We start from the raw sequence: 17,246 nt of genomic DNA, 5'->3' as shown, positions 1-17,246 counted from the left end.
CGGCCCCGGGGCTACCCGGCGAACCCCGCGTCGGACCCGGCCGCCGCCCCCGCCGGCAGTGAGGGCGGCGTGTACCGGCGCAGGGGCACGCCCTCCGGGTCGGGGCGCACGGCGCCGAGGACCGGGTTGGCCGCGACCGGGGAGACCTTGACCCGGGCCCCGGGGCGCGGCGCCTGCACGACCAGGCCGCCGCCGAGGTACAGCGCCACATGGGTCGCCTCCGGGAAGTAGACGACCAGGTCGCCGGGGCGCAGCGCGGACATCGGCACCCGGCGCAGCCGCGCCCACTGCTCCTGGCTGGTGCGCGGGATCGCCCGGCCCGCCCGCCGCCAGGCCGCCGAGGTCAGCCCCGAGCAGTCGTAGGACGACGGGCCCTGCGCGCCCCAGACGTAGGGCTTGCCGAGCTGGCCCACCGCGAACCGCACCGCGCTGCGGCCCGCCGCCGACGGCTTCCCGTCGTCGCCGAGCGCGCCGGACGCCAGCAGCCGCTCCTGCGCCAGGGCGGTGCCCGAGCGCTCCAGCGCGGCCACCCCGGCCCGCTGCTCCGGGGTGAGCGCGGCCAGCAGCCGCTCCACGTCGGCGAGACCGCGCCGGACCTCGTCGCGCTGCCGCCGCTGCTCGGCGGCCAGGGCGAGCTGGGCGCCCAGGGCGGTGCGGGCGCGCCGGGCCAGCGCCTCGGTCCGCCGCTCGTCCCGGGCCAGCCGGCCCACCACCCCGGCCCGCTCCCGGGCCAGCCGGGCGAGCACATGGCCCTGTTCGAGGGCGCCCTGCGGATCGCGGGCCAGCAGCAGCCGGAGATAGAGGGAGAGGGCACCGCCGTCCCGGTACTGCTGGCGGGCCAGCGATCCGGCGGCGGCCCGGCTGTCGCCGAGGGAGGTCCGGGCCCGCGCCAGCTCGGTGTCCAGCCGCTTCACCTCGGCGCGCCGGGTGCCGAGCCGCTCGGCGGTGCCGTTGTAGGTCTCGGTGGCCTTCTCGGCCTCCCGGTAGAGCCGCTGGAGGTCCGTCAGCAGTTCGGCCGGGGTCCGGCCGCCGGCCGCGCCGCCCGGCCCCGGGGCGGCCCCGGCGGGCAGCGGCGCGAGGACGAGACCGGCCGTCAACGCCGCCGTGCACACCAGACGCGGGAACCTTCCTGACACGCCATCACCTCCGCCGCGGGGCGGGCCCTCCGCTCCGCACGGTGAATATCGGGCGATGGCGCCGGGTCCGCGCGCCGGATGTGCGCGGTTCGGCGCAACGGAGTCACCCGTGGGCGTCGTCCGGCTTGCCGTCCGGCGTGGCGTGCGGCCGGGACCAGGGCCAGCGCACCCGGGGGCCCCGGTCGCCCCCGGGGTCGTAGGCGTACTTCCAGCGGGCGAACCCGGCCCGGGGGCGTTCGGAGCGGGGGACGCGCCGGTAGACCAGCACGGTGGGCGGACCGCCGCCGGGGGCGGGGACGGGGATGCGGTAGGTCTTCGGGGGGTGGCCCGTCATGCCGACCAGCACGGGCAGCACCCGGCCGTCCATGGGACCGCCCTCGAAGGGGGTGTCTTCGCTCTTCACCGGATCAGTGTCGGACATCCGCCGCGGGCGCCCCGAGGAGCGCGGCGGTCCGCGGGTCGTGCCGGGCGGTGACCGCCAGTGCCGCGAGGAACTGCTCCACCAGCCAGTCCCGCAGCTCCTCCACCGGCGGCTGCCGGCCCTCGTCCAGCCAGATGAGCGAGGCCGCCTCCACCGCCGTGATCCACACGCGCACCGTCATCCGCAGCCGGGGACCGGGGTCGGCGGCGTCCAGGTGGCGCAGGATGTGCCCGGCGGCGGCCCGGCGCACCCCGTCCACGATGGCGGCGGTGCGGGAGGTCGCCGCGACGCTGCCGCCGCGCAGCAGGGCGCTGAACCCGGGGCCGTGCCCGTCGACGAAGGCCAGATAGCGGTCGAGGGCGCGGGCCAGCCGGTCGGGCAGCGGGCCCTCCGGGGGCTCGTCGAAGCAGGACCGCAGCGCGTCGGCGGCCGAGCCGAGGGCGGCCTCGTAGAGCTGCTGCTTGCCGCCGGGGAAGTACCGGTAGACCAGCGGACGGGAGACCCCGGCCCGCTCCGCCACGTCGTCCAGGGAGACCTCCTCCGGCGGCCGGTGGGCGAAGAGGCCGAGCGCCGTGTCGAGGAGCTGGCCGCGGCGCTCCTCGACGCTGAGCCTGCGGTAGGCGGGGGTGGGGGCCTGCGGGGTCATGGGCGCAGGGTAGCGGCCGGGGCCCGGCGGCGGCCCCGCCGGGAACGCCCGCTCCCGGTCCCGGTCCCGGCCCCGGTCCCGTGAGCGGTCCCGGCTCCGGGCCAGGCCCAGGCCCCGGTCACGACCGGCCTTCGGTCGGCTGCCGGCCCCGGCCTCGGGTCCCCGGCCTTCCGTCCCGGGCCCCGGGGCGGTCGTCAGGCGAGCAGGCCCGAGGAGCGCCAGAGGCGGCGGCCGACGCCGCGCAGGACCCCGATGTCGTCGAGGAAGCCGGTGAGCCGCCCGGCGCCGGTCCGCATCACCTCGCGGCGGTGTCCGCTGGCCCTGACCTGGGCCACGGCCTCGTGCCGGTCCAGGCCGACGCCGGTGTACACCTCGGGGTTGACGAAGGCGACGGAGAAGACCCGGGCGAACTCGCCCGAGCTGATCCGGGTGAGCTCCCGGGACCACCTCGGGGCGGTCACCATCTGGCGGCGCAGCTCCTCCCGGGCGTAGCGGACGTGGCGGGCCTCCTCCACCACGTGGATCCGGGTGACGCCGCGGACCAGCGGCTGGACGCGCTCGTCGGGGAAGGTCAGCCGCTGCATCCAGTCGAGCACCTCCTCGCCGAGCAGGGTGGCGGTGAAGGAGCCGGGCGTGGTGGAGACGGTCTTGAACAGCCGCCCCAGCTGCTGGTGGGCCCGGCCGACCGGGTACCAGGGGGCGCCGCTCCGGGTGATCAGCCGGGCGAACATCCTGGAGTGGCGGCACTCGTCCTCGATCTCGGTGAGCGCGTAGCGCACATGGGCGCTGGTCGCCGGCTTGTCGTAGGCGTGCCGGACCAGCAGCTGCATGAGGATCAGCTCGAACCAGATGCCGAGCGAGGCGAGCGCGGCGGCCTCGTGCCGGGAGAGCAGGACGCGCTGCTCCTCGCCCATCCGCCGCCACATCGGGGTGTCGTACAGGGAGACCAGCTCCGGTGGCCAGAACCACTTGCCGTCCTCGAAGGGGGCGTCCCAGTCCAGCTCCCGGTCGGGGTCGAAGGAGTGGCGGGCGGAGGAGGCGAGCAGCCGTTCGGCCACCCGCTCCCGGTCCTTGAGCGGACCGAGCGCGTCGCGCGGGCCGTCGAGCGCGTCGGCTTCCGTCGGGATCGTCATGGCTGTCCCACCTCGTCGTGCGGTTCGGTGTTACCGGCGGTCACTCATCCCCTCTTATGAGACTGCCTGTCAGCAAGACCGTCAATCCCCCGCGCGGCACTTGTCGGTGACAGGGGCGGGGGGAGGGGGCCCGGGCCGCTCGCGGGCGGAGCCGGGGCGGCACCTCCCGGGCGGGCTCCGTGGGGGAGGGGCTCCCTCGGCGGGTCTCCGGGGCGGCGCCCCGAACCCCCGGGTGGCACGGGTCGCGGGCCGACGGAGCCGGGACCCGTGCCGCGCCGCCGTCAGACCGGGCTGCCCGCCTCCTCCGGTCTCCCGTCGGCCACCGGGGACGCCCCCGCCGCCACCGGCTCGGCCTCCGCCGCCACCGGCTCCGCCGGCCCCGGCGGGAACGACGTGCGCAGGGTGAACGCGTACGGCGTCGGCCCGTGCGCCCGCAGATGCAGCAGCCGTTCCTCCGCCTCGGCCACCGTCGGCCGGTGGTCCGACGGCACCCACCACAGCGCGGTCACCGCCTCCGACAGCCGTTCGAACCACTCCCGCCGCCTGGCCAGCAGTTCCCGGTGCCGCCCCTGGTACATGAACGCCGTCAGGGCGTCCGTGTCCCGCCACACCGACATGTTGACGATCAGCCAGGAGTCGCCGAGCACCGGCACCTCCGTGGCGTTGCCCGACTCGTCCTGGAGCCGCCACACGAACCCCGGCGCCGCGTCGGCGACCGCGTTCACCGGGTCGAGCGCGTCGACGAAGTCCTTGAGCAGGGGCGAGTCCAGAGGGGCCCTGAGACGGGCGATGTTGACCTGGGCGAGCCGGTGTCCGGAAGTATCCATGCACCGGATGCTAGATCGCTCCCCCAACACCGCTGCGACCGGCGGTGGTTGGGGCGCCCGTACCCCTCCGGGCCGGACGGGGGCCGCCGCCCGCGCCGGCTCACCCGCCCAGCACCGCCTCCATCACCGCCCGGGCCACCGGCGCCGCCAGCCCGCCCCCGCTGATCTCCTCCCGCTCCCCGGGCGCCCCCTCCACCACCACCGCCACCGCGACCCGCGGCCGGGCCTCCCCGTCCCGCTGCGCCCAGGACACGAACCAGGCGTACGGCGTCCCCGCGTTGCCCACCCCGTGCTGCGCCGTGCCGGTCTTGCCGCCCACCAGGGCGCCCGGGATCGCCGCGTTGGCGCCGGTGCCGTGCTCCACGACCCCCGCCATCAGCTCCTTCAGCCGCCGCGCCGTCGACGGCCGCATCGCCTCCCGCACCGGCCGCGACCCGGCCGCCGCCACCAGGCTGCCGCCCGCCCGCACCGTCCGCTCCACCAGGTACGGCGCCCGCACCTGGCCGCCGTCCGCCACGGCCGCCGCCACCATCGCCATCTGCAACGGGGTCGCCCGGGTGTTGTACTGGCCGATCGACGACAGCCCGAGCTGCGCCCGGTCCACCTCGGTGTCGAACGTCGACCGGGCGACGGAGAACGGGATGCGCAGCCCCTCGTCGTTGAACCCGAACGCCTCCGCCGAGGCCGCCATCCCCGCCACCCCCACGTCCACGCCCAGCTTCGCGAAGACCGTGTTGCACGACCACTCGAAGGCGTCCCGCAGCGAGGCGTTCCGGCACCCGTCGCCCTCGTTGGTCAGCCGCGTCCGCGTCCCCGGCAGGGTGTACGGGTCGGGGGTGAGGGTCGGCGCGTCCAGGTCGCGCACCACCCCGGCGTCCAGCGCCGCCGCCGCCGTGACCACCTTGAAGGTCGACCCCGGCGGATAGGTGCCCCGCACCGCGCGGTTGAGCATCGGCTTGTCCGGATCGCGGTTCAGCCGGGCCCAGGTGCCGTTGGCGTCCGCGCCGTTGCCGGACAGCAACTGCGGGTCGTACGACGGCGTGGACACCAGCGCCAGCACCCGCCCCGTCGCCGGGTCGACCGCCGCCACCGCCCCCTTGCGCGCCCCCAGCCCCTCGTACGCCGCCCGCTGCGCCGCCGGGTCGACGGTCGTCACCACGTCGCCCCCCGGGCTGCGGCCGCCGGTGACGTCGTTCCACAGCGGCAGCGGCGCCAGCACCGGATCGGCGCCCGACAGCAGCCCGTCCTCCGCGTGCTCCAGCAGCGTCGTGCCGTACGCCTGCGAGGCGAAGCCGGTCACCGGCGCGTACAGCGGACCGTCGGCGTACGTCCGCTCGAAGCGCAGGTGCTCGCCGGTGTCCCGGGAACCGGTGACGGCCCGCCCGCCGACCAGGATGTTCCCGCGAGGCTGCTGGTAACGGGCGATGTCCGGGCGGCGGTTGGCCGGGTTGCCGTCGTACTCCGGGGCGCGGACCAGCTGCACCCGGACCGCGTTCGCGAGCAGCGCGGCCAGCAGCAGCGCACAGAAGAGGGCGGCGTGCCGGATGTTGCGGGTCATGGCCGCGCCCCGCGCCGGGCCGCGTCGCTGATCCGGATGAGCAGCGCCACCATCGCCCAGTTGGTCACGACCGACGAGCCGCCCTGCGCCAGGAACGGCATCGCCATCCCGGTCAGCGGGATCAGCCCCGTCACCCCGCCCGCGATGACGAACACCTGGAGCGCCAGGATGGAGGAGAGGCCGACGGCCAGCAGCCGGCCGAAGGGGTCGCGGGCGCCCAGGCCCGCCCGCAGCCCCCGCTCCACCAGCAGCCCGTAGAGCAGGAACAGCGCGGCCAGCCCGAGGAAGCCCAGCTCCTCGCCCGCGGTGGCGAGGATGAAGTCGGACTTCACCGCGAAGCCGATGAGGGCCGAGTGGCCGAGCCCCAGCCCCGTCCCCGTCCAGCCGCCCGCCGCGAACGCGAACAGCGACTGCGCGAGCTGGTTGGGCCCCTGGCCCGCCTCGATGGAGGCGAAGGGGTGCAGCCAGTCCTCCACCCGCGCGTGCACGTGCGGCTCCAGCCACCCCACGGCGAGCGCGCCCAGCGAGGCCAGCAGCAGGCCGACGGCGATCCAGCCGCTGCGGCCGGTCGCCACGTACAGCAGGACCACGAACAGGCCGAAGAACAGCAGCGAGGTCCCGAGGTCCCGCTCCAGCACCAGCACCAGCACGCTGACCAGCCACACCGCGAGGATCGGGCCGAGCACCCGCCCGGTGGGCAGCCGCAGCCCCCACACCCGGCGCCCCGCGTACGCCAGCGCGCCCCGGTTGGCGGCCAGATAGGCGGCGAAGAACACCGCGAGGAGGACCTTGGCGAACTCCCCGGGCTGGATCGACAGGTCCCCGACCCGCAGCCAGATCCGGGCCCCGTTGACCGCCGGGAAGAGGATCGGCAGGGTCAGCAGCACCAGCGCGGCGGCGACCGACACGTAGGCGTAGCGCTGGAGCACGCGGTGGTCGCGCAGCAGCAGCACGACCAGGGTGAACAGCCCGATGCCCAGCGTCGACCAGACGAGCTGCGCGGGGGCCGCCCGGTCGCCCGGCGTCTCCAGGTCCAGCCGGTAGATGAGGACCAGGCCGAGGCCGTTGAGCAGGACCCCGATGGGCAGCAGCAGCGGGTCGGCGTACCGGGCGCGCAGCCGGACGGCGAGGTGCGCGAGGACCGCGAGCACGCCGAGCCCGGCGCCGTAGCCGGCGGCGCCGGGCGGGAGGGTGCCGTGCCGGGCGAGGCCCACGGCGCAGTAGCCGCAGACCGAGAGCAGCACGGCCAGCAGGATGAGGGCGAGTTCGACGCCGCGGCGCCGGGGGAGCCCGGCGGTGGGTTCGGGGGCGTCCGCCTCGGCCACGGCCATCCCGATGCCCGGTCCGGCGCCGGTGCCGTGCCCGGTGCCGTGCCCGCCGTCTCCCGTGCCGTGCCCGGTCCCGGTGCCGGGTCCCGCTCCGGCCGTCGTCATCCGCGGTCCTCCGGCGTCAGCACCAGCGCGGTGCGGGGCCGATGTTGTCGATGTACCGGGCGGTGCCCCAGGCCCAGGTGCCGTCCGTGAGGAGGTACCAGAGCGGATTGCCCCGCACGGTGTCACCGGGGGTCTTGCAGTGGATGGAGACGATCTCGCCCCGGTGGGCGTAGCGGATCACGTCCCCGCCGCGGGTGGGCGAGGTGCGCAGGGCCAGCCGGTCGGCGGTGACGACGCCCCGGTAGGCGCCGCTCTGCTCCGGCCGCCCGGTGCCGCCGCCCCCGTCGCCGGTGCCCTCGTGGCCTCCGCCCCCGGTGCCCTCGTGACCCCCGGCTCCGTTGCCCCCGCCGCCCCCGTCGCCGGAGCCGCCGCCGGGCCGTTCGCCGTGGGCGTTCTGCCCGGTGGCCGCCGAGGGCCCCGGGTCCGGGCCGTCGGCCGCGCCCGCGGGGGTGGCGGCCACGGAGGCGAGGAGCGCTCCGGCGGCCACCGCTATGGCGAACCGGCGGACGGGGACGGGGCGCGGCTGCCACGTCGGCATGGGAACCTCCCGGGAGGACGAGTGCACCGGAACGGTGTCGAAGGTGGGCAAACGCCACCTTAGAAGCGCCCCCGGCGCCCCGCCCGTCTCACTGCGCCATCGGGGCCCCGGGCGGGCGTACGGCGGCGTGTGCGGGGCGGGGCGGGGGCTTGCGGCGCGGCGGGGGTACGTGGTGGGGCGCGGTGGGGGTGCGCGGTGGGGCACGGCGGACCACGGCGCGGGGTTCCCGGCCGCCGGAGTCCGGGGCGGGGCCGTGGGTTCGCGAACGGCCTGTCGTCGGGAGGGTGTTGGCGTGAGGGGCCGACGGCCACGGGATCCGGCCGGGGCGTCACCGGCGGCTCGCGGTCGGCACCCCGGCGGGATGCGGCGGAGCGGGTACGGGTGGTCGGCGCGGGTCGGCGCGGGTCGGCGCGGGTCGGCGCGGGTCCGCGTGGGTCGGCGTGGTGGGGCGGGCCGGGCGGCCGGCTCGGGGTGCGGCCGGTCGGGGCGCGGTCGGCCGGGACGCGGCCGGCCGGGCGGGTCGGGCGCGGTAGGGCGGTCGTGCAGGGCGTTGTGGGGTTGTCGGCCGGGCGCCGTCGGGGTTGGAGTTCCCGGGGGCCGGGGCCGGGGCCGGGGGCGTGGGTCGTGGGGCCGGGGTCCGTGGTCAGGGGAGGGTCAGGACCGCCCGGGCCCCGCCGTCGGGCGGGTTGGTGAACTCCAGGCGCGCGCCTAGCACGTCCGCCTGTCCCAGGGCGATGGTCAGCCCCAGCCCGTGCCCCTTGGAACCGCCCTCCGTGCGGAACCGCTGCGGCCCGTGCGCGAGCAGGTACTCCGGATAGCCGTCCCCGTGGTCCCGGACGGAGACCTCCCGGCCGTCGACGGTCAGCACCACCGGCCCCCGCCCGTGCCGGTGCGCGTTGGCCACCAGATTGCCGAGCACCCGCTCCAGCCGCCGCCGGTCCGTCTCCACCCGGGCCTCCCGCACGACCTCCACCCGGGTGGAGGTGCCCGAGGCGCCCACCACCCGCCGGGCCAGCTCGCCCAGGTCCTCGGTGTCCGTCTCCAGCAGCTCCCGGCCCGCGTCCAGCCGGGAGATCTCCAGCAGGTCCTCGGTCAGCGTGCGCAGCGCCGCCACCCGGTCCCGCACCAGCTCCGTCGGACGGCCCGGCGGCAGCAGTTCGGCCGCCGCGTGCAGCCCGGTCAGCGGGGTGCGCAGCTCGTGCGCCACGTCCGCGGTGAACCGCTGCTCCGCCAGCAGCTTGCCCTGGAGCGAGGCGGCCATGGAGTCCAGCGCCGCGGCGACCGAGGCCACCTCGTCCTGCCGGGACACCGGGTCCTTGGTCCGGGGGTCGTCGACCCGCGCGTCCAGGTCGCCCGCGCTGATCCGCCGGGCGACCCGTGCCGTGGTGTGCAGCCGGCGGGTCACCCGGGCCACCGCGAAGGCCCCCACCAGCAGCGTCGCCCCGATCGCCAGCGCCGACGACCACACGATCGCCCGGTCCAGGTCCTCGATGGTGCGCCTGCCCTGGGAGTGGTCGACCCCGACCGCGAGCACCCGGCCCCCCTCGGCCGGACCCGCCGCCCACATCGTGGACCGTCCGCCCTCCTCGGTGGCCATCGTGCCGTGCCGGCCCGAGGCGGCCAGCGCGCGCAGCGGCTCCGGCAGCCCCGGCGGATCGATGGCGGCGCCCGGCCGCAGCGGGTCCCCGGCCTCGTACGCCGCCGTCGCGTCCCGCAGCCGGACCAGCGCCGTCTCCCGGGCCCGGCCCTCGGTCTGGTCGGCCACCGAGACATGGACCAGCACACCGAGCAGCGCGGCCAGCGCGCAGCACATCACGGTGATGAACACGGCGGCGCGCACCGCCAGCGGACCGGCCCAGCGGGGGCGGACGAGCCTCACCGGACCCCCGCCGGAGGCGTGGGCGGGGACGGCGCGGGTGAGGACGGCGGAGGTGAGGAGGGGGAGGCGGAGGGCGGCCCCGACGGCCGCCGGCCGTCACCGGTGCGCAGCATCTCGTCCCGGGTGAGCAGCATCGCCCGCTGGTCCGGGTCCCAGGTCCACTGGAGCCGGTACTCGTAGCCCGCGACCTCCGACGGCGCGCGGACGATCACCGACCGCCCGGCCAGCTCGACGGCGCTCACGGCGTCCTCGTAGGCCATGATCCGGACGAGCCGGTCCCCCTCCACGGTGAAGACGCGCACGGCGGTCAGCTTCTCCGGCAGCAGCCGGAACCCCAGCGTCAGCTCGGGCCGCCCGTCGCCGGTGAGGTCCCGGTAGTACGGCCGCAGCACCGGGCACCCGGCGCCCCGCCCGGCCGCCGAGCAGTCGGCCAGGCGGCGGGTCGTCTCCCGGTACGGCGCCCGGTCGCCGTCGTACTGCTCGGGGTGCGCGGTGATCTCGGCCCGTACGGCGGCCAACGGGTCGACGTCCCGGATGTCCCCGCCGGGCACGCCGACGCCCTCGACGTCCTGGTGCTCCACCTCGCCGATGTCGTAGGCGGGGCTCGACGCGGGCGGCAGCTCCGGCCAGGGCCGGGCCGGGCTCACGGCCGTCGGGGTCGCCCCGGCGCCCCGCAGTCCGCCGGTGTCCCCGCAGCCGCTCACCGCCACGGCGGCCCCCAGCGCCGCCACCGCGGCGGCGGACGCGCGGGCGGCGCGGCGCCGTGGGCGACTGGTGGGCACAGCACTCCTGTGGGGGGAGGGCGGACGGGGCGGCCTGGCCCCGCACGCCCTGTTCGGCTTCGTACGCCTGTCCATCTTGCCTGGCGCACCCGGCGAACGACCACCGAGACCCCCCTGGAAACCCGGCTCGCCCCGCGCGCACTCGCGAGGACCGCCCGCCCCCGGGCGGGTCCCGGGCCCCTCCGTGTCCCGGCCCCGGCCGTCCCGGAGCCGGGGGTCTCCCCGGTCCCCCGCCCCGGTCGGCCCCGGCGCGCACCCCGGGTTCCCGCCGCGTCCCGGCGCCGTGCGCACCATGAGTTCCCGGCCGCGCGGACGCCACGGGCCCCGGCTGCCCGGCCCCGCTCAGGGGGGCGGGGCCGCCCGGTCGCGGTCCAGGAGGGGGGCCAGCAGGTCGCCGTGGGAGGCGAGGCGCGCGAGGACGTCCCCGGGGAGGAAGCGCAGCCGGTCCGGGTCGTCGCAGTCCGCCACCTCGTCCCAGGTCACCGGCGTCGAGACGGCGGGCGTGGCGCGGGCCCGCACGGTGTAGGGGGCGGCGGTGGTCTTGCGGGCCGCGTTCTGGCTCCAGTCGACGAACACCTTCCCCGGCCGCAGGCTCCGCGTCATCCGGTGCACCACCAGTCCCGGCAGCGCCGCCTCCGCCTCCACCGCCAGCCCCTTCGCGTACGCCGACACCCGCTCCGGCGACGCCCCGCGCACCCCCGCCAGCAGGTGCAGCCCCTTGGCCCCGGAGGTCTTCGCGTACGCCTCCAGACCGTCCGCCGCCAGCCGCTCCCGCAGCCACAGCGCCACCTCGCAGCACTGTGCGACGGTCGCGGGCGGGCCGGGGTCCAGGTCGAGCACCAGGCGGTCCGCCTCACCGGGCGCGGCGGCGGTCCACTGGTGGGTGTGGAACTCGGCGACCAGGTTCGCCGCCCACATCAGGCTCGGCAGGTCCTGCACCATCACCATCCGCGCGGGCCCCTCCGACCGGGCCACCTCCGCCGTGGTGACCCAGCCGGGCGTACCCGGCGGCACGTTCTTGGTGAAGAACACCTGCCCGTCCGGCCCGTCCGGATAGCGCAGGAAGGAGAGCGGGCGGTCCCGCAGGTGCGGCAGCAGCGCCCCGGCCGCCGTCGCGTAGTAGTGCAGGAGCTCGCCCTTGGTGAGGCCGGTCGCCGGATACAGCACCTTCCCCAGGTTGCTGAGGGCCACCCGCCGCCCCTCCACCACGGTGATAGGCGCCATACCATGAGAATCTCACGCAATACGGATGAACCGCCCGGCGGTGGGCGCGACCGGAAAGGTGCTGCACGTGCGATCCATCTGGAACGGCGCCATATCCTTCGGCCTGGTCAGCATCCCCATCAAGCTGGTGAACGCGACCGAGAGCCACACCATCTCCTTCCGCCAGATCCACACCGAGGACGGCGGCCGGATCCGCTACCGCAAGGTCTGCGAGCTGGACGACCAGGAGGTCACCTCCGGGGAGATCGGCAGGGCCTACGAGGACGCGGACGGCTCGATGGTCCCGATCACCGACGAGGACCTCTCCCGGCTGCCGATCCCCACGGCGCGCACCATCGAGATCGTGGCCTTCGTGCCCGGGGACCGGATCGACCCGCTCCAGATGGGCTCCGCCTACTACCTCGCCGCCGCCGGGGCGCCCGCCGCCAAGCCGTACACCCTGCTGCGCGAGGCGCTCAAGCGCAGCGACCGGGTCGCCATCGCCAAGTTCGCGCTCCGCGGCCGGGAGCGCCTCGGCATGCTCCGGGTGGTGGGGGACGCCATCGCCATGCACGGGCTGCTCTGGCCGGACGAGGTGCGCGCCCCCGAGGGCGTGGCCCCGGACGCCGACGTCACCGTCCGGGACAAGGAGCTGGACCTCGCGGACGCCCTGATGGACACCCTCGGCGAGATCGACCTGGACGATCTGCACGACGAGTACCGCGAGGCCCTGGAGGAGGTCATCGCCGCGAAGTCGGCCGGCGAGGCGCCGCCGGAGAGCCCGGAACCGGCGGGCCACGGCAAGGTGCTGGACCTGATGGCCGCGCTGGAGGGCAGCGTGCGGGCGGCCCGGGAGTCGCGGGGCGAGGGCGAGAGCGGCGGAGGCGGGGCGGAGGGCGGGGGCGGGAGCGGGAAGGGCGCCGGGCGTGATGCCGCCGGGCGCGAGGACGCCGAGGTCAGGGCGCTGCCGCGGCGCGAGGCGTCCTCCCGGGCCACCCCCAAGCGGACCGGCGGCAAGAAGTCGACGTCGGCGGCGAAGAAGTCGGCCGCAGGGAAGCCGGGGTCGGCGGCGAAGAAGTCGACCGCGCGGTCCTCCGCCGGATCGCGCACCGGCTCGGCGTCCGGGTCGGCCTCCGGGTCGGGGTCGGGGGCGGGGAAGAAGGCCGCCGCCAAGGGGGCCGGGGGGAGGAATACGGCGGGCGGCGGCTCGGGGAAGGGCACGGCGGGGACGACGGCGAAGAAGACGTCGTCCCGCAAGCGCACGGCCTGATCCCGGGCGCGCGCGGCACCGGCGGGTCCGGAACCGGGGCCGGGTCCTGCCGGGACGCCACCGCCGGGTGCCGGGGGAGTACGTCCGGCGGCCGGGCCCGCCCGACGGACGTCATCAGGCCCGCCGGATCGGATCGGCATCCGGGCCCGCCCGATCGCACCGGCATCCGGGGCTGCCCGAGCGACCGCACCCGCACCCGTGCCCGCACCCGTGCCCGCACCCGCACCCGTGCCCGCACCCGTGCCCGCACTCGTGCCCGCACCCGCACCCGTGCCCGGGCCCGCCCGGCTGGACCCGCGTCCGGGCCGCCCGGCCCCGACCGCCGGCAGGGCCCGCCCGCCACGCCGTCCACGGCGAGGGGCGGCGTCAGCTTCCCGGTGCCCCGGAGGGTGCGTACAGCGCGGGGCCCGCGGACGCCGTCGCCTCCGGAGCCCCCGTGGCCACGGGCACCGCCGGGGCCACCGACGCCGCCGGGGCGGCCGGTACCGCCGAAGCGGCCGGTGCCGCCGGTGGCGTCGACGCCGTGGGTGACGCCTCCGTCGGCAGGCCGAAGGGGGTCTCCTCCAGCGGGCGGCCGATGGTGTCGGCGGGGCCCTCCACCGGGGCGACCGGGCCCCCGGCCCACTGCGACCAGGCCGTCAGGGCGAGGGCGACCGCCGCCGCCGTGCCCGCCACCCGGCCCGCGCGACGCAGCCGTCCGCCCCGGTCCAGTTCGCCCCAGGCGGGGCGGGACCGGGGCTCCTCCGGCTGCCACGGTTCGCCCACCGTGTCGGCGTACGGCGCACGGGCCGGCGGGGGCGGGACCGACGGGGGCGGCGGCGCGGTCGTCCGGCCCCGGCCCCGCTCCGCGGCGGCGGGCTCCCTGGGCGCCGAGGCGAGGATCGCGCGCTCGGTGTCCGCCAGGAACTTCCGCCAGACGTCCTCGCCCACCGGCTCGCCCACCGGGGGGACCGGGGGCGGCGCGGGCACGGGAGGCACCGGGGGCGGGGACGGCCGCGAAGGCGTCCCGTCCGGCCCCGGAGGAACCCCGGCGGCGCCGTCGGGTTCCTCGGCACCGCCGGGTCCGCCGGGTCCGCCCGGTCCGCCGGGTCCGTCCGGCTCAACCGGCTCGCCCGGGCCGCCCGGTTCGTTCGGTCCGGAACCGCTCATCGTGCCCCTCCGGCCGTCGCGAAGCCCGGGCGGCGCCCGGGGGAAGGGGGAGCGCGGTGGTGCCCGTCCGTCATCCGCGGCCCCCGTCGGCCGCGTCCAGCCGGACGAACGGGATGATCCGGCCCGCCGCGCGGAACGACTCCTCGCCACCGTCCACCGCCAGGCCCATCAGCGCGCACAGCCGCCGGGCGGTAACCGGATGGCGCCGGGCGTAGTCCGCCATGATCCCGGCGCCCGCGTCCGGCGTCAGGAACCGCGCGGTGATGGCGTGGTGGCGGTTGCCGAACTGGATGACGGTCTTGGGCTGCCGCAGCAGGTTGCGGTACCAGTCCGCCGTCGGGCCGAACCCGGAGGCGACGGTCCAGCTCCGGCCGTCCGGCTCGTGGCGCTCGTACTCCACCACCTCCAGCACCGACCGCCGGTCCAGGCCGCTGACCCGGCCGGTGTGGTGCAGCAGGAGCAGGCGGCCCCGGAAGAGGGGGGCCAGGCCCGCCCGGAAGAGGAGGTCCGGCAGCCGGGCGGCGAGCCGCCGCCACCGGGTGGGCGACTGGGGCCGGCCGGGTGCGGTGCGGGTGCGCGCCATGATCGCCCTCCCGGTGCGAGCGGTACGGAACGGAACGGTACGGATCGCCAGGGAACAGATCCTTCGCCGCCCACCCTTCCACAGTCACCCGGTCACCGTGCAGTCGCCGCCGTTCACGGTCCGCTCACGGTCGGGTCACGGCCGCCCCGGGCCGCCGTCGCGGAGGAGCGTGAGGGGGGAACGGGGGGAGGGGAAGCGGGGGAGAGGGACGACGAAGGCGCGGGGCGCGGAGGGTGGGAGCGGGGCGCGGGGGCGCCGCCCCGCCGTGCCCGGCGGGGCGGAGCGTCAGGGGACCGGGAGCGTCAGGGGACCGGGGGGCCGCCGAGATAGGTGCCGGCGCGGTCGTGGGGCCAGGCGTTGGCCACGCATCCCTTGAGCCCCTTGATCTGCTGCATCATCACCGGCGCGGGACGGCCGGGCCCGGGGCAGGTCTCGTGGCCCCGGCCGATGCGGTGGCCCACCTCGTGGTTGACGATCAGCGCCCGGTACTCCCCGATCGGCCCGTCGAACTCCGGCGAACCCAGCTTCCAGCGCTTGAGGTTGACCACCACGTCGCTGCCGACGCTGCAGTTCACCTCGCCGCGCGTGTCCAGTCCCGCCCGGCCGCAGATGGCGTCGACGGTGCCCGGGGTGGCGATCCGCACCACGAAGTCGTACGGCTCCGAGCCGGCCAGCCGGAAGGACTCGGTGCCGTCACGGGTCCAGCCGCGCGGGTCGGCCAGCACGTCCGCGATCTCGGCAGCGGCCTTCTCCGGGTTGACGTCGATGCCGTTCTCCACGACCACCATGTACCGCCGGACCCGGCCGCCGTGCCCCACGACCCGGCCGTCCGCCTTCGCCGTGACGAAGGTGCCGGGGCCGGTCGCCGGGATCGCGCCCGGTGACGGCGGGGGCGCGGCGGGGGAGGCCGGGGCGGGCGCGGAGCCGGGCGGTACGGCGGCCGGGGAGGGCCCGCCGGGGGACGCGGTGCCCCCGGCCGCCGGGGTCCCGGACCGGGCCGGCGGGTCCGCCGCCTCCGGTGTCCGGTGCCCGTTCCAGTACAGCAGCGCGGCACCCGCCAGCACGACGGCTCCGGCGGTCCGCGCGGTCACGGGCGGGCGGCCTCGGTGTGGGCTCATGGCGGGTGCCTCCTCCTCACGGCGCGTCACCTCCGGCGCCGTTCCCTCCGCCAAGATCAAACCGGATGGATGTGCGAAAGGGGTACGGATGGTCATGTAACCCTTCTCACAGGGGGGTTGACGCGAGGCGGTGCAACCTCCCGGGACCGGCGTCCCTCCCCGCTCGCACCCGCCCCGCGCGCCCGTGCCCCCCCGTGTCCATGTCCCCCGCTCGCCCGCGCCCGCTCGCCCGCGCCCGCTCGCCCGCGCTCCGGGTCCGCGCCCCGCGTCCCGTGCCCGAGCCCCGCATCCCTCCTCCCGGCGCCGAGCCCCGCCCGCGCCCCGGGCCCCTTCACCCGCGCCCCCCGTTCACGCCCCCGCCCACGCGCCGGGGCCGCCCCGCGACGGCGGGACGGCCCCGGAGGGGGAGCGCGGGCGTCAGCCGGGGGCGGACCGCTCCCAGCGGTAGAAGCAGCGGGCCATCGCGTCCCGGGGACCCCGCCAGGTCTCCGGGTCGTACGCCGAGACGTACGGCTCCAGCCGCTCGCTGACCTGCCGGAACTCCGGATGTCCGGTCAGCCTGCCGATGGCGGGCGCCGGGTCCTCCTCGCTCTCGATGAGGTGCAGGTACACACCGTCACCGAACTCGAAGAGACTGCGCCGGCTGACGCCCACGAGATGGGGCAGCTCGCCCCGGTCGGACTCGGCGAACACCTTCGCGATGTCCGGTGCCGCGCCCGGGGCCATCCGGGCGACGATCAGGGTGTGGTGCATGCGGATGCCTTCCCGGTCGGCGGGGCCGTGTCAGTCCGCGACCGCGGCGGCGGTCCGCCGCTCGCCCGCCGCCTGCTCGATCCGGTCCCGGATCAGGGCCATCTGCGTACGGGAGTTGCGGTTGATGTTGTCCGTCATCCCGGCGTCGTCCACCGGGGCCTCCGGCTTCATCGCGAAGTCCTGGATCCAGCGCATCCGGGTTCCCTGCGGGGTCTCGGCGTACTCCCAGACGATGTCCATGTACTGGAACGGGCCCGTCTCCACCCGCCGGGCGCGGACGGTGCGGGCCACCGGGTCCACGACCCGCTCCGAGACCCAGCTCCACACCCGGTCCTGCTCGTCCGGGTGCATGGTGAGCCGGAACACCACGCGGTCCCCGTCCCGCTCGATGACGTCCACCGAGGCGTACTCGCTGAACAGCCGCGGCCAGTTGTCGACGTCGTTGGTCATCGTCCACACCAGCTCCAGCGGCGCGGCGATGGTGATCTCGTTGTCGGTGTGCCCTGCCATGCTCACACTCCTGTCCTGAGGGCGCCGTTGACCAGCGCGAGGAAGTCCGCGGGCGTCTTGCACCGCTCGGCCTGCTCGGGCAGGCCGAGGCCGTAGCGCTTCTCCAGCTCGGCCACGATGCCCAGCAGCCCGAGGGAGTCCAGGCCGAAGGCCTCGAAGCCGTCGCCGGCCTGCTGCTGGAGGGTGACCGGGTCGACCTGGACGCCCGCCGTGCGCTTCATCAGCGCCGACAGCTCCTCGACGGTCACCTGGTGGTCCACTTGGTCGGTCATGGGTGGTGCTCCTTCACTGGTTCGCTGGATGCGGC

18 protein-coding genes are annotated in these 17,246 nt (G+C 77.0%); 1 reads left to right on the top strand and 17 read right to left on the bottom strand.

Translation table 11 applies throughout. The features are described from left to right. Window positions 1–11: 11 nt before the first annotated feature. The 11 genes from ACZ7LB_RS13310 to ligD all read right to left on the bottom strand — a co-directional run bounded on the left by ACZ7LB_RS13310 (window position 12) and on the right by ligD (window position 11,577). Window positions 12–1,136, bottom strand: coding sequence for a C40 family peptidase (locus tag ACZ7LB_RS13310; protein ID WP_471467781.1), 1,125 nt, complete (start codon window positions 1,134–1,136; stop codon window positions 12–14). A 103-nt stretch (window positions 1,137–1,239) separates the two neighbouring features. Continuing rightward, complete coding sequence (locus ACZ7LB_RS13305; RefSeq protein ID WP_471467779.1) at window positions 1,240–1,539, bottom strand: hypothetical protein; 300 nt, start codon at window positions 1,537–1,539, stop codon at window positions 1,240–1,242. A 4-nt stretch (window positions 1,540–1,543) separates the two neighbouring features. Continuing rightward, complete coding sequence (locus ACZ7LB_RS13300) at window positions 1,544–2,203, bottom strand: TetR/AcrR family transcriptional regulator (protein WP_471467777.1); 660 nt, start codon at window positions 2,201–2,203, stop codon at window positions 1,544–1,546. Window positions 2,204–2,397: 194 nt separating this feature from the next. Then, window positions 2,398–3,336, bottom strand: coding sequence for an AurF N-oxygenase family protein (locus ACZ7LB_RS13295; protein ID WP_471467775.1), 939 nt, complete (start codon window positions 3,334–3,336; stop codon window positions 2,398–2,400). Window positions 3,337–3,617: 281 nt separating this feature from the next. Then, a complete protein-coding gene (locus ACZ7LB_RS13290; RefSeq protein WP_471467773.1) occupies window positions 3,618–4,163 on the bottom strand; it encodes a DUF3291 domain-containing protein in 546 nt (181 codons plus the stop codon). 100 nt (window positions 4,164–4,263) lie between these two features. Then, window positions 4,264–5,721, bottom strand: a complete 1,458-nt coding sequence (locus ACZ7LB_RS13285) for a penicillin-binding transpeptidase domain-containing protein (protein WP_471467771.1) — start codon at window positions 5,719–5,721, stop codon at window positions 4,264–4,266. Next, on the bottom strand, window positions 5,718–7,052 hold the full coding sequence (locus ACZ7LB_RS13280; RefSeq protein WP_471468013.1) for an FtsW/RodA/SpoVE family cell cycle protein: 1,335 nt from the start codon (window positions 7,050–7,052) through the stop codon (window positions 5,718–5,720). Before ACZ7LB_RS13280 ends, ACZ7LB_RS13285 begins: the two co-directional genes overlap by 4 nt. A 118-nt stretch (window positions 7,053–7,170) precedes the next feature. Next, window positions 7,171–7,692, bottom strand: coding sequence for an SH3 domain-containing protein (locus tag ACZ7LB_RS13275; RefSeq protein ID WP_471467770.1), 522 nt, complete (start codon window positions 7,690–7,692; stop codon window positions 7,171–7,173). 643 nt (window positions 7,693–8,335) lie between these two features. Then, window positions 8,336–9,571 carry an ATP-binding protein gene (locus ACZ7LB_RS13270; protein ID WP_471467769.1) on the bottom strand — a complete coding sequence of 412 codons (1,236 nt, stop codon included), beginning with the start codon at window positions 9,569–9,571 and terminating at the stop codon, window positions 8,336–8,338. Beyond that, window positions 9,568–10,353 carry a hypothetical protein gene (locus ACZ7LB_RS13265; RefSeq protein WP_471467768.1) on the bottom strand — a complete coding sequence of 262 codons (786 nt, stop codon included), beginning with the start codon at window positions 10,351–10,353 and terminating at the stop codon, window positions 9,568–9,570. The genes ACZ7LB_RS13270 and ACZ7LB_RS13265 overlap by 4 nt, the downstream gene beginning before the upstream one ends. 342 nt (window positions 10,354–10,695) lie before the next feature. Beyond that, on the bottom strand, window positions 10,696–11,577 hold the full coding sequence (ligD, locus tag ACZ7LB_RS13260) for a non-homologous end-joining DNA ligase (protein ID WP_471467766.1): 882 nt from the start codon (window positions 11,575–11,577) through the stop codon (window positions 10,696–10,698). 67 nt (window positions 11,578–11,644) lie between these two features. Between ligD and ku the strand changes: the two genes are divergently transcribed. Then, complete coding sequence (gene ku, locus ACZ7LB_RS13255; protein ID WP_471467764.1) at window positions 11,645–12,826, top strand: non-homologous end joining protein Ku; 1,182 nt, start codon at window positions 11,645–11,647, stop codon at window positions 12,824–12,826. Between the two features lie 366 nt (window positions 12,827–13,192). Here the strand turns inward: ku and ACZ7LB_RS13250 are convergent, their stop codons facing one another. The 6 genes from ACZ7LB_RS13250 to ACZ7LB_RS13225 all read right to left on the bottom strand — a co-directional run bounded on the left by ACZ7LB_RS13250 (window position 13,193) and on the right by ACZ7LB_RS13225 (window position 17,211). Further along, window positions 13,193–13,768, bottom strand: coding sequence for a hypothetical protein (locus ACZ7LB_RS13250; protein WP_471467762.1), 576 nt, complete (start codon window positions 13,766–13,768; stop codon window positions 13,193–13,195). 277 nt (window positions 13,769–14,045) lie between these two features. After that, window positions 14,046–14,558 carry a nitroreductase family deazaflavin-dependent oxidoreductase gene (locus ACZ7LB_RS13245; RefSeq protein ID WP_471467760.1) on the bottom strand — a complete coding sequence of 171 codons (513 nt, stop codon included), beginning with the start codon at window positions 14,556–14,558 and terminating at the stop codon, window positions 14,046–14,048. 302 nt (window positions 14,559–14,860) lie between these two features. Then, window positions 14,861–15,676: a DUF3152 domain-containing protein gene (locus ACZ7LB_RS13240; RefSeq protein ID WP_471467758.1), complete on the bottom strand. Its 816-nt coding sequence runs from the start codon at window positions 15,674–15,676 to the stop codon at window positions 14,861–14,863. A 417-nt stretch (window positions 15,677–16,093) separates the two neighbouring features. Next, window positions 16,094–16,429 carry a TcmI family type II polyketide cyclase gene (locus tag ACZ7LB_RS13235; protein ID WP_265292591.1) on the bottom strand — a complete coding sequence of 112 codons (336 nt, stop codon included), beginning with the start codon at window positions 16,427–16,429 and terminating at the stop codon, window positions 16,094–16,096. A gap of 30 nt (window positions 16,430–16,459) precedes the next feature. Next, window positions 16,460–16,939, bottom strand: a complete 480-nt coding sequence (locus tag ACZ7LB_RS13230; protein ID WP_471467756.1) for an SRPBCC family protein — start codon at window positions 16,937–16,939, stop codon at window positions 16,460–16,462. A gap of 2 nt (window positions 16,940–16,941) precedes the next feature. Then, on the bottom strand, window positions 16,942–17,211 hold the full coding sequence (locus ACZ7LB_RS13225; protein ID WP_365208619.1) for an acyl carrier protein: 270 nt from the start codon (window positions 17,209–17,211) through the stop codon (window positions 16,942–16,944). Window positions 17,212–17,246 lie beyond the last annotated feature (35 nt).

This window comes from Streptomyces sp. NPDC107521 (assembly GCF_055598485.1).
Note: the sequence above shows the minus strand (reverse complement) of the source record. Positions and strands in the feature narration are given on the sequence as shown.

Bases quoted from the DNA above. Each gene is read 5' to 3' on its own strand.
- ACZ7LB_RS13280 (WP_471468013.1), bottom strand. From the start codon at position 7,052: ATGGCCGTGGCCGAGGCGGACGCCCCCGAACCCACCGCCGGGCTCCCC.
- ACZ7LB_RS13275 (WP_471467770.1), bottom strand. From the start codon at position 7,692: ATGCCGACGTGGCAGCCGCGCCCCGTCCCCGTCCGCCGGTTCGCCATA.
- ACZ7LB_RS13285 (WP_471467771.1), bottom strand. From the start codon at position 5,721: ATGACCCGCAACATCCGGCACGCCGCCCTCTTCTGTGCGCTGCTGCTG.
- ACZ7LB_RS13300 (WP_471467777.1), bottom strand. From the start codon at position 2,203: ATGACCCCGCAGGCCCCCACCCCCGCCTACCGCAGGCTCAGCGTCGAG.
- ACZ7LB_RS13225 (WP_365208619.1), bottom strand. From the start codon at position 17,211: ATGACCGACCAAGTGGACCACCAGGTGACCGTCGAGGAGCTGTCGGCG.
- ACZ7LB_RS13295 (WP_471467775.1), bottom strand. From the start codon at position 3,336: ATGACGATCCCGACGGAAGCCGACGCGCTCGACGGCCCGCGCGACGCG.
- ACZ7LB_RS13235 (WP_265292591.1), bottom strand. From the start codon at position 16,429: ATGCACCACACCCTGATCGTCGCCCGGATGGCCCCGGGCGCGGCACCG.
- ACZ7LB_RS13240 (WP_471467758.1), bottom strand. From the start codon at position 15,676: ATGAGCCCACACCGAGGCCGCCCGCCCGTGACCGCGCGGACCGCCGGA.
- ligD (WP_471467766.1), bottom strand. From the start codon at position 11,577: ATGGCGCCTATCACCGTGGTGGAGGGGCGGCGGGTGGCCCTCAGCAAC.
- ACZ7LB_RS13290 (WP_471467773.1), bottom strand. From the start codon at position 4,163: ATGGATACTTCCGGACACCGGCTCGCCCAGGTCAACATCGCCCGTCTC.
- ACZ7LB_RS13230 (WP_471467756.1), bottom strand. From the start codon at position 16,939: ATGGCAGGGCACACCGACAACGAGATCACCATCGCCGCGCCGCTGGAG.
- ACZ7LB_RS13245 (WP_471467760.1), bottom strand. From the start codon at position 14,558: ATGGCGCGCACCCGCACCGCACCCGGCCGGCCCCAGTCGCCCACCCGG.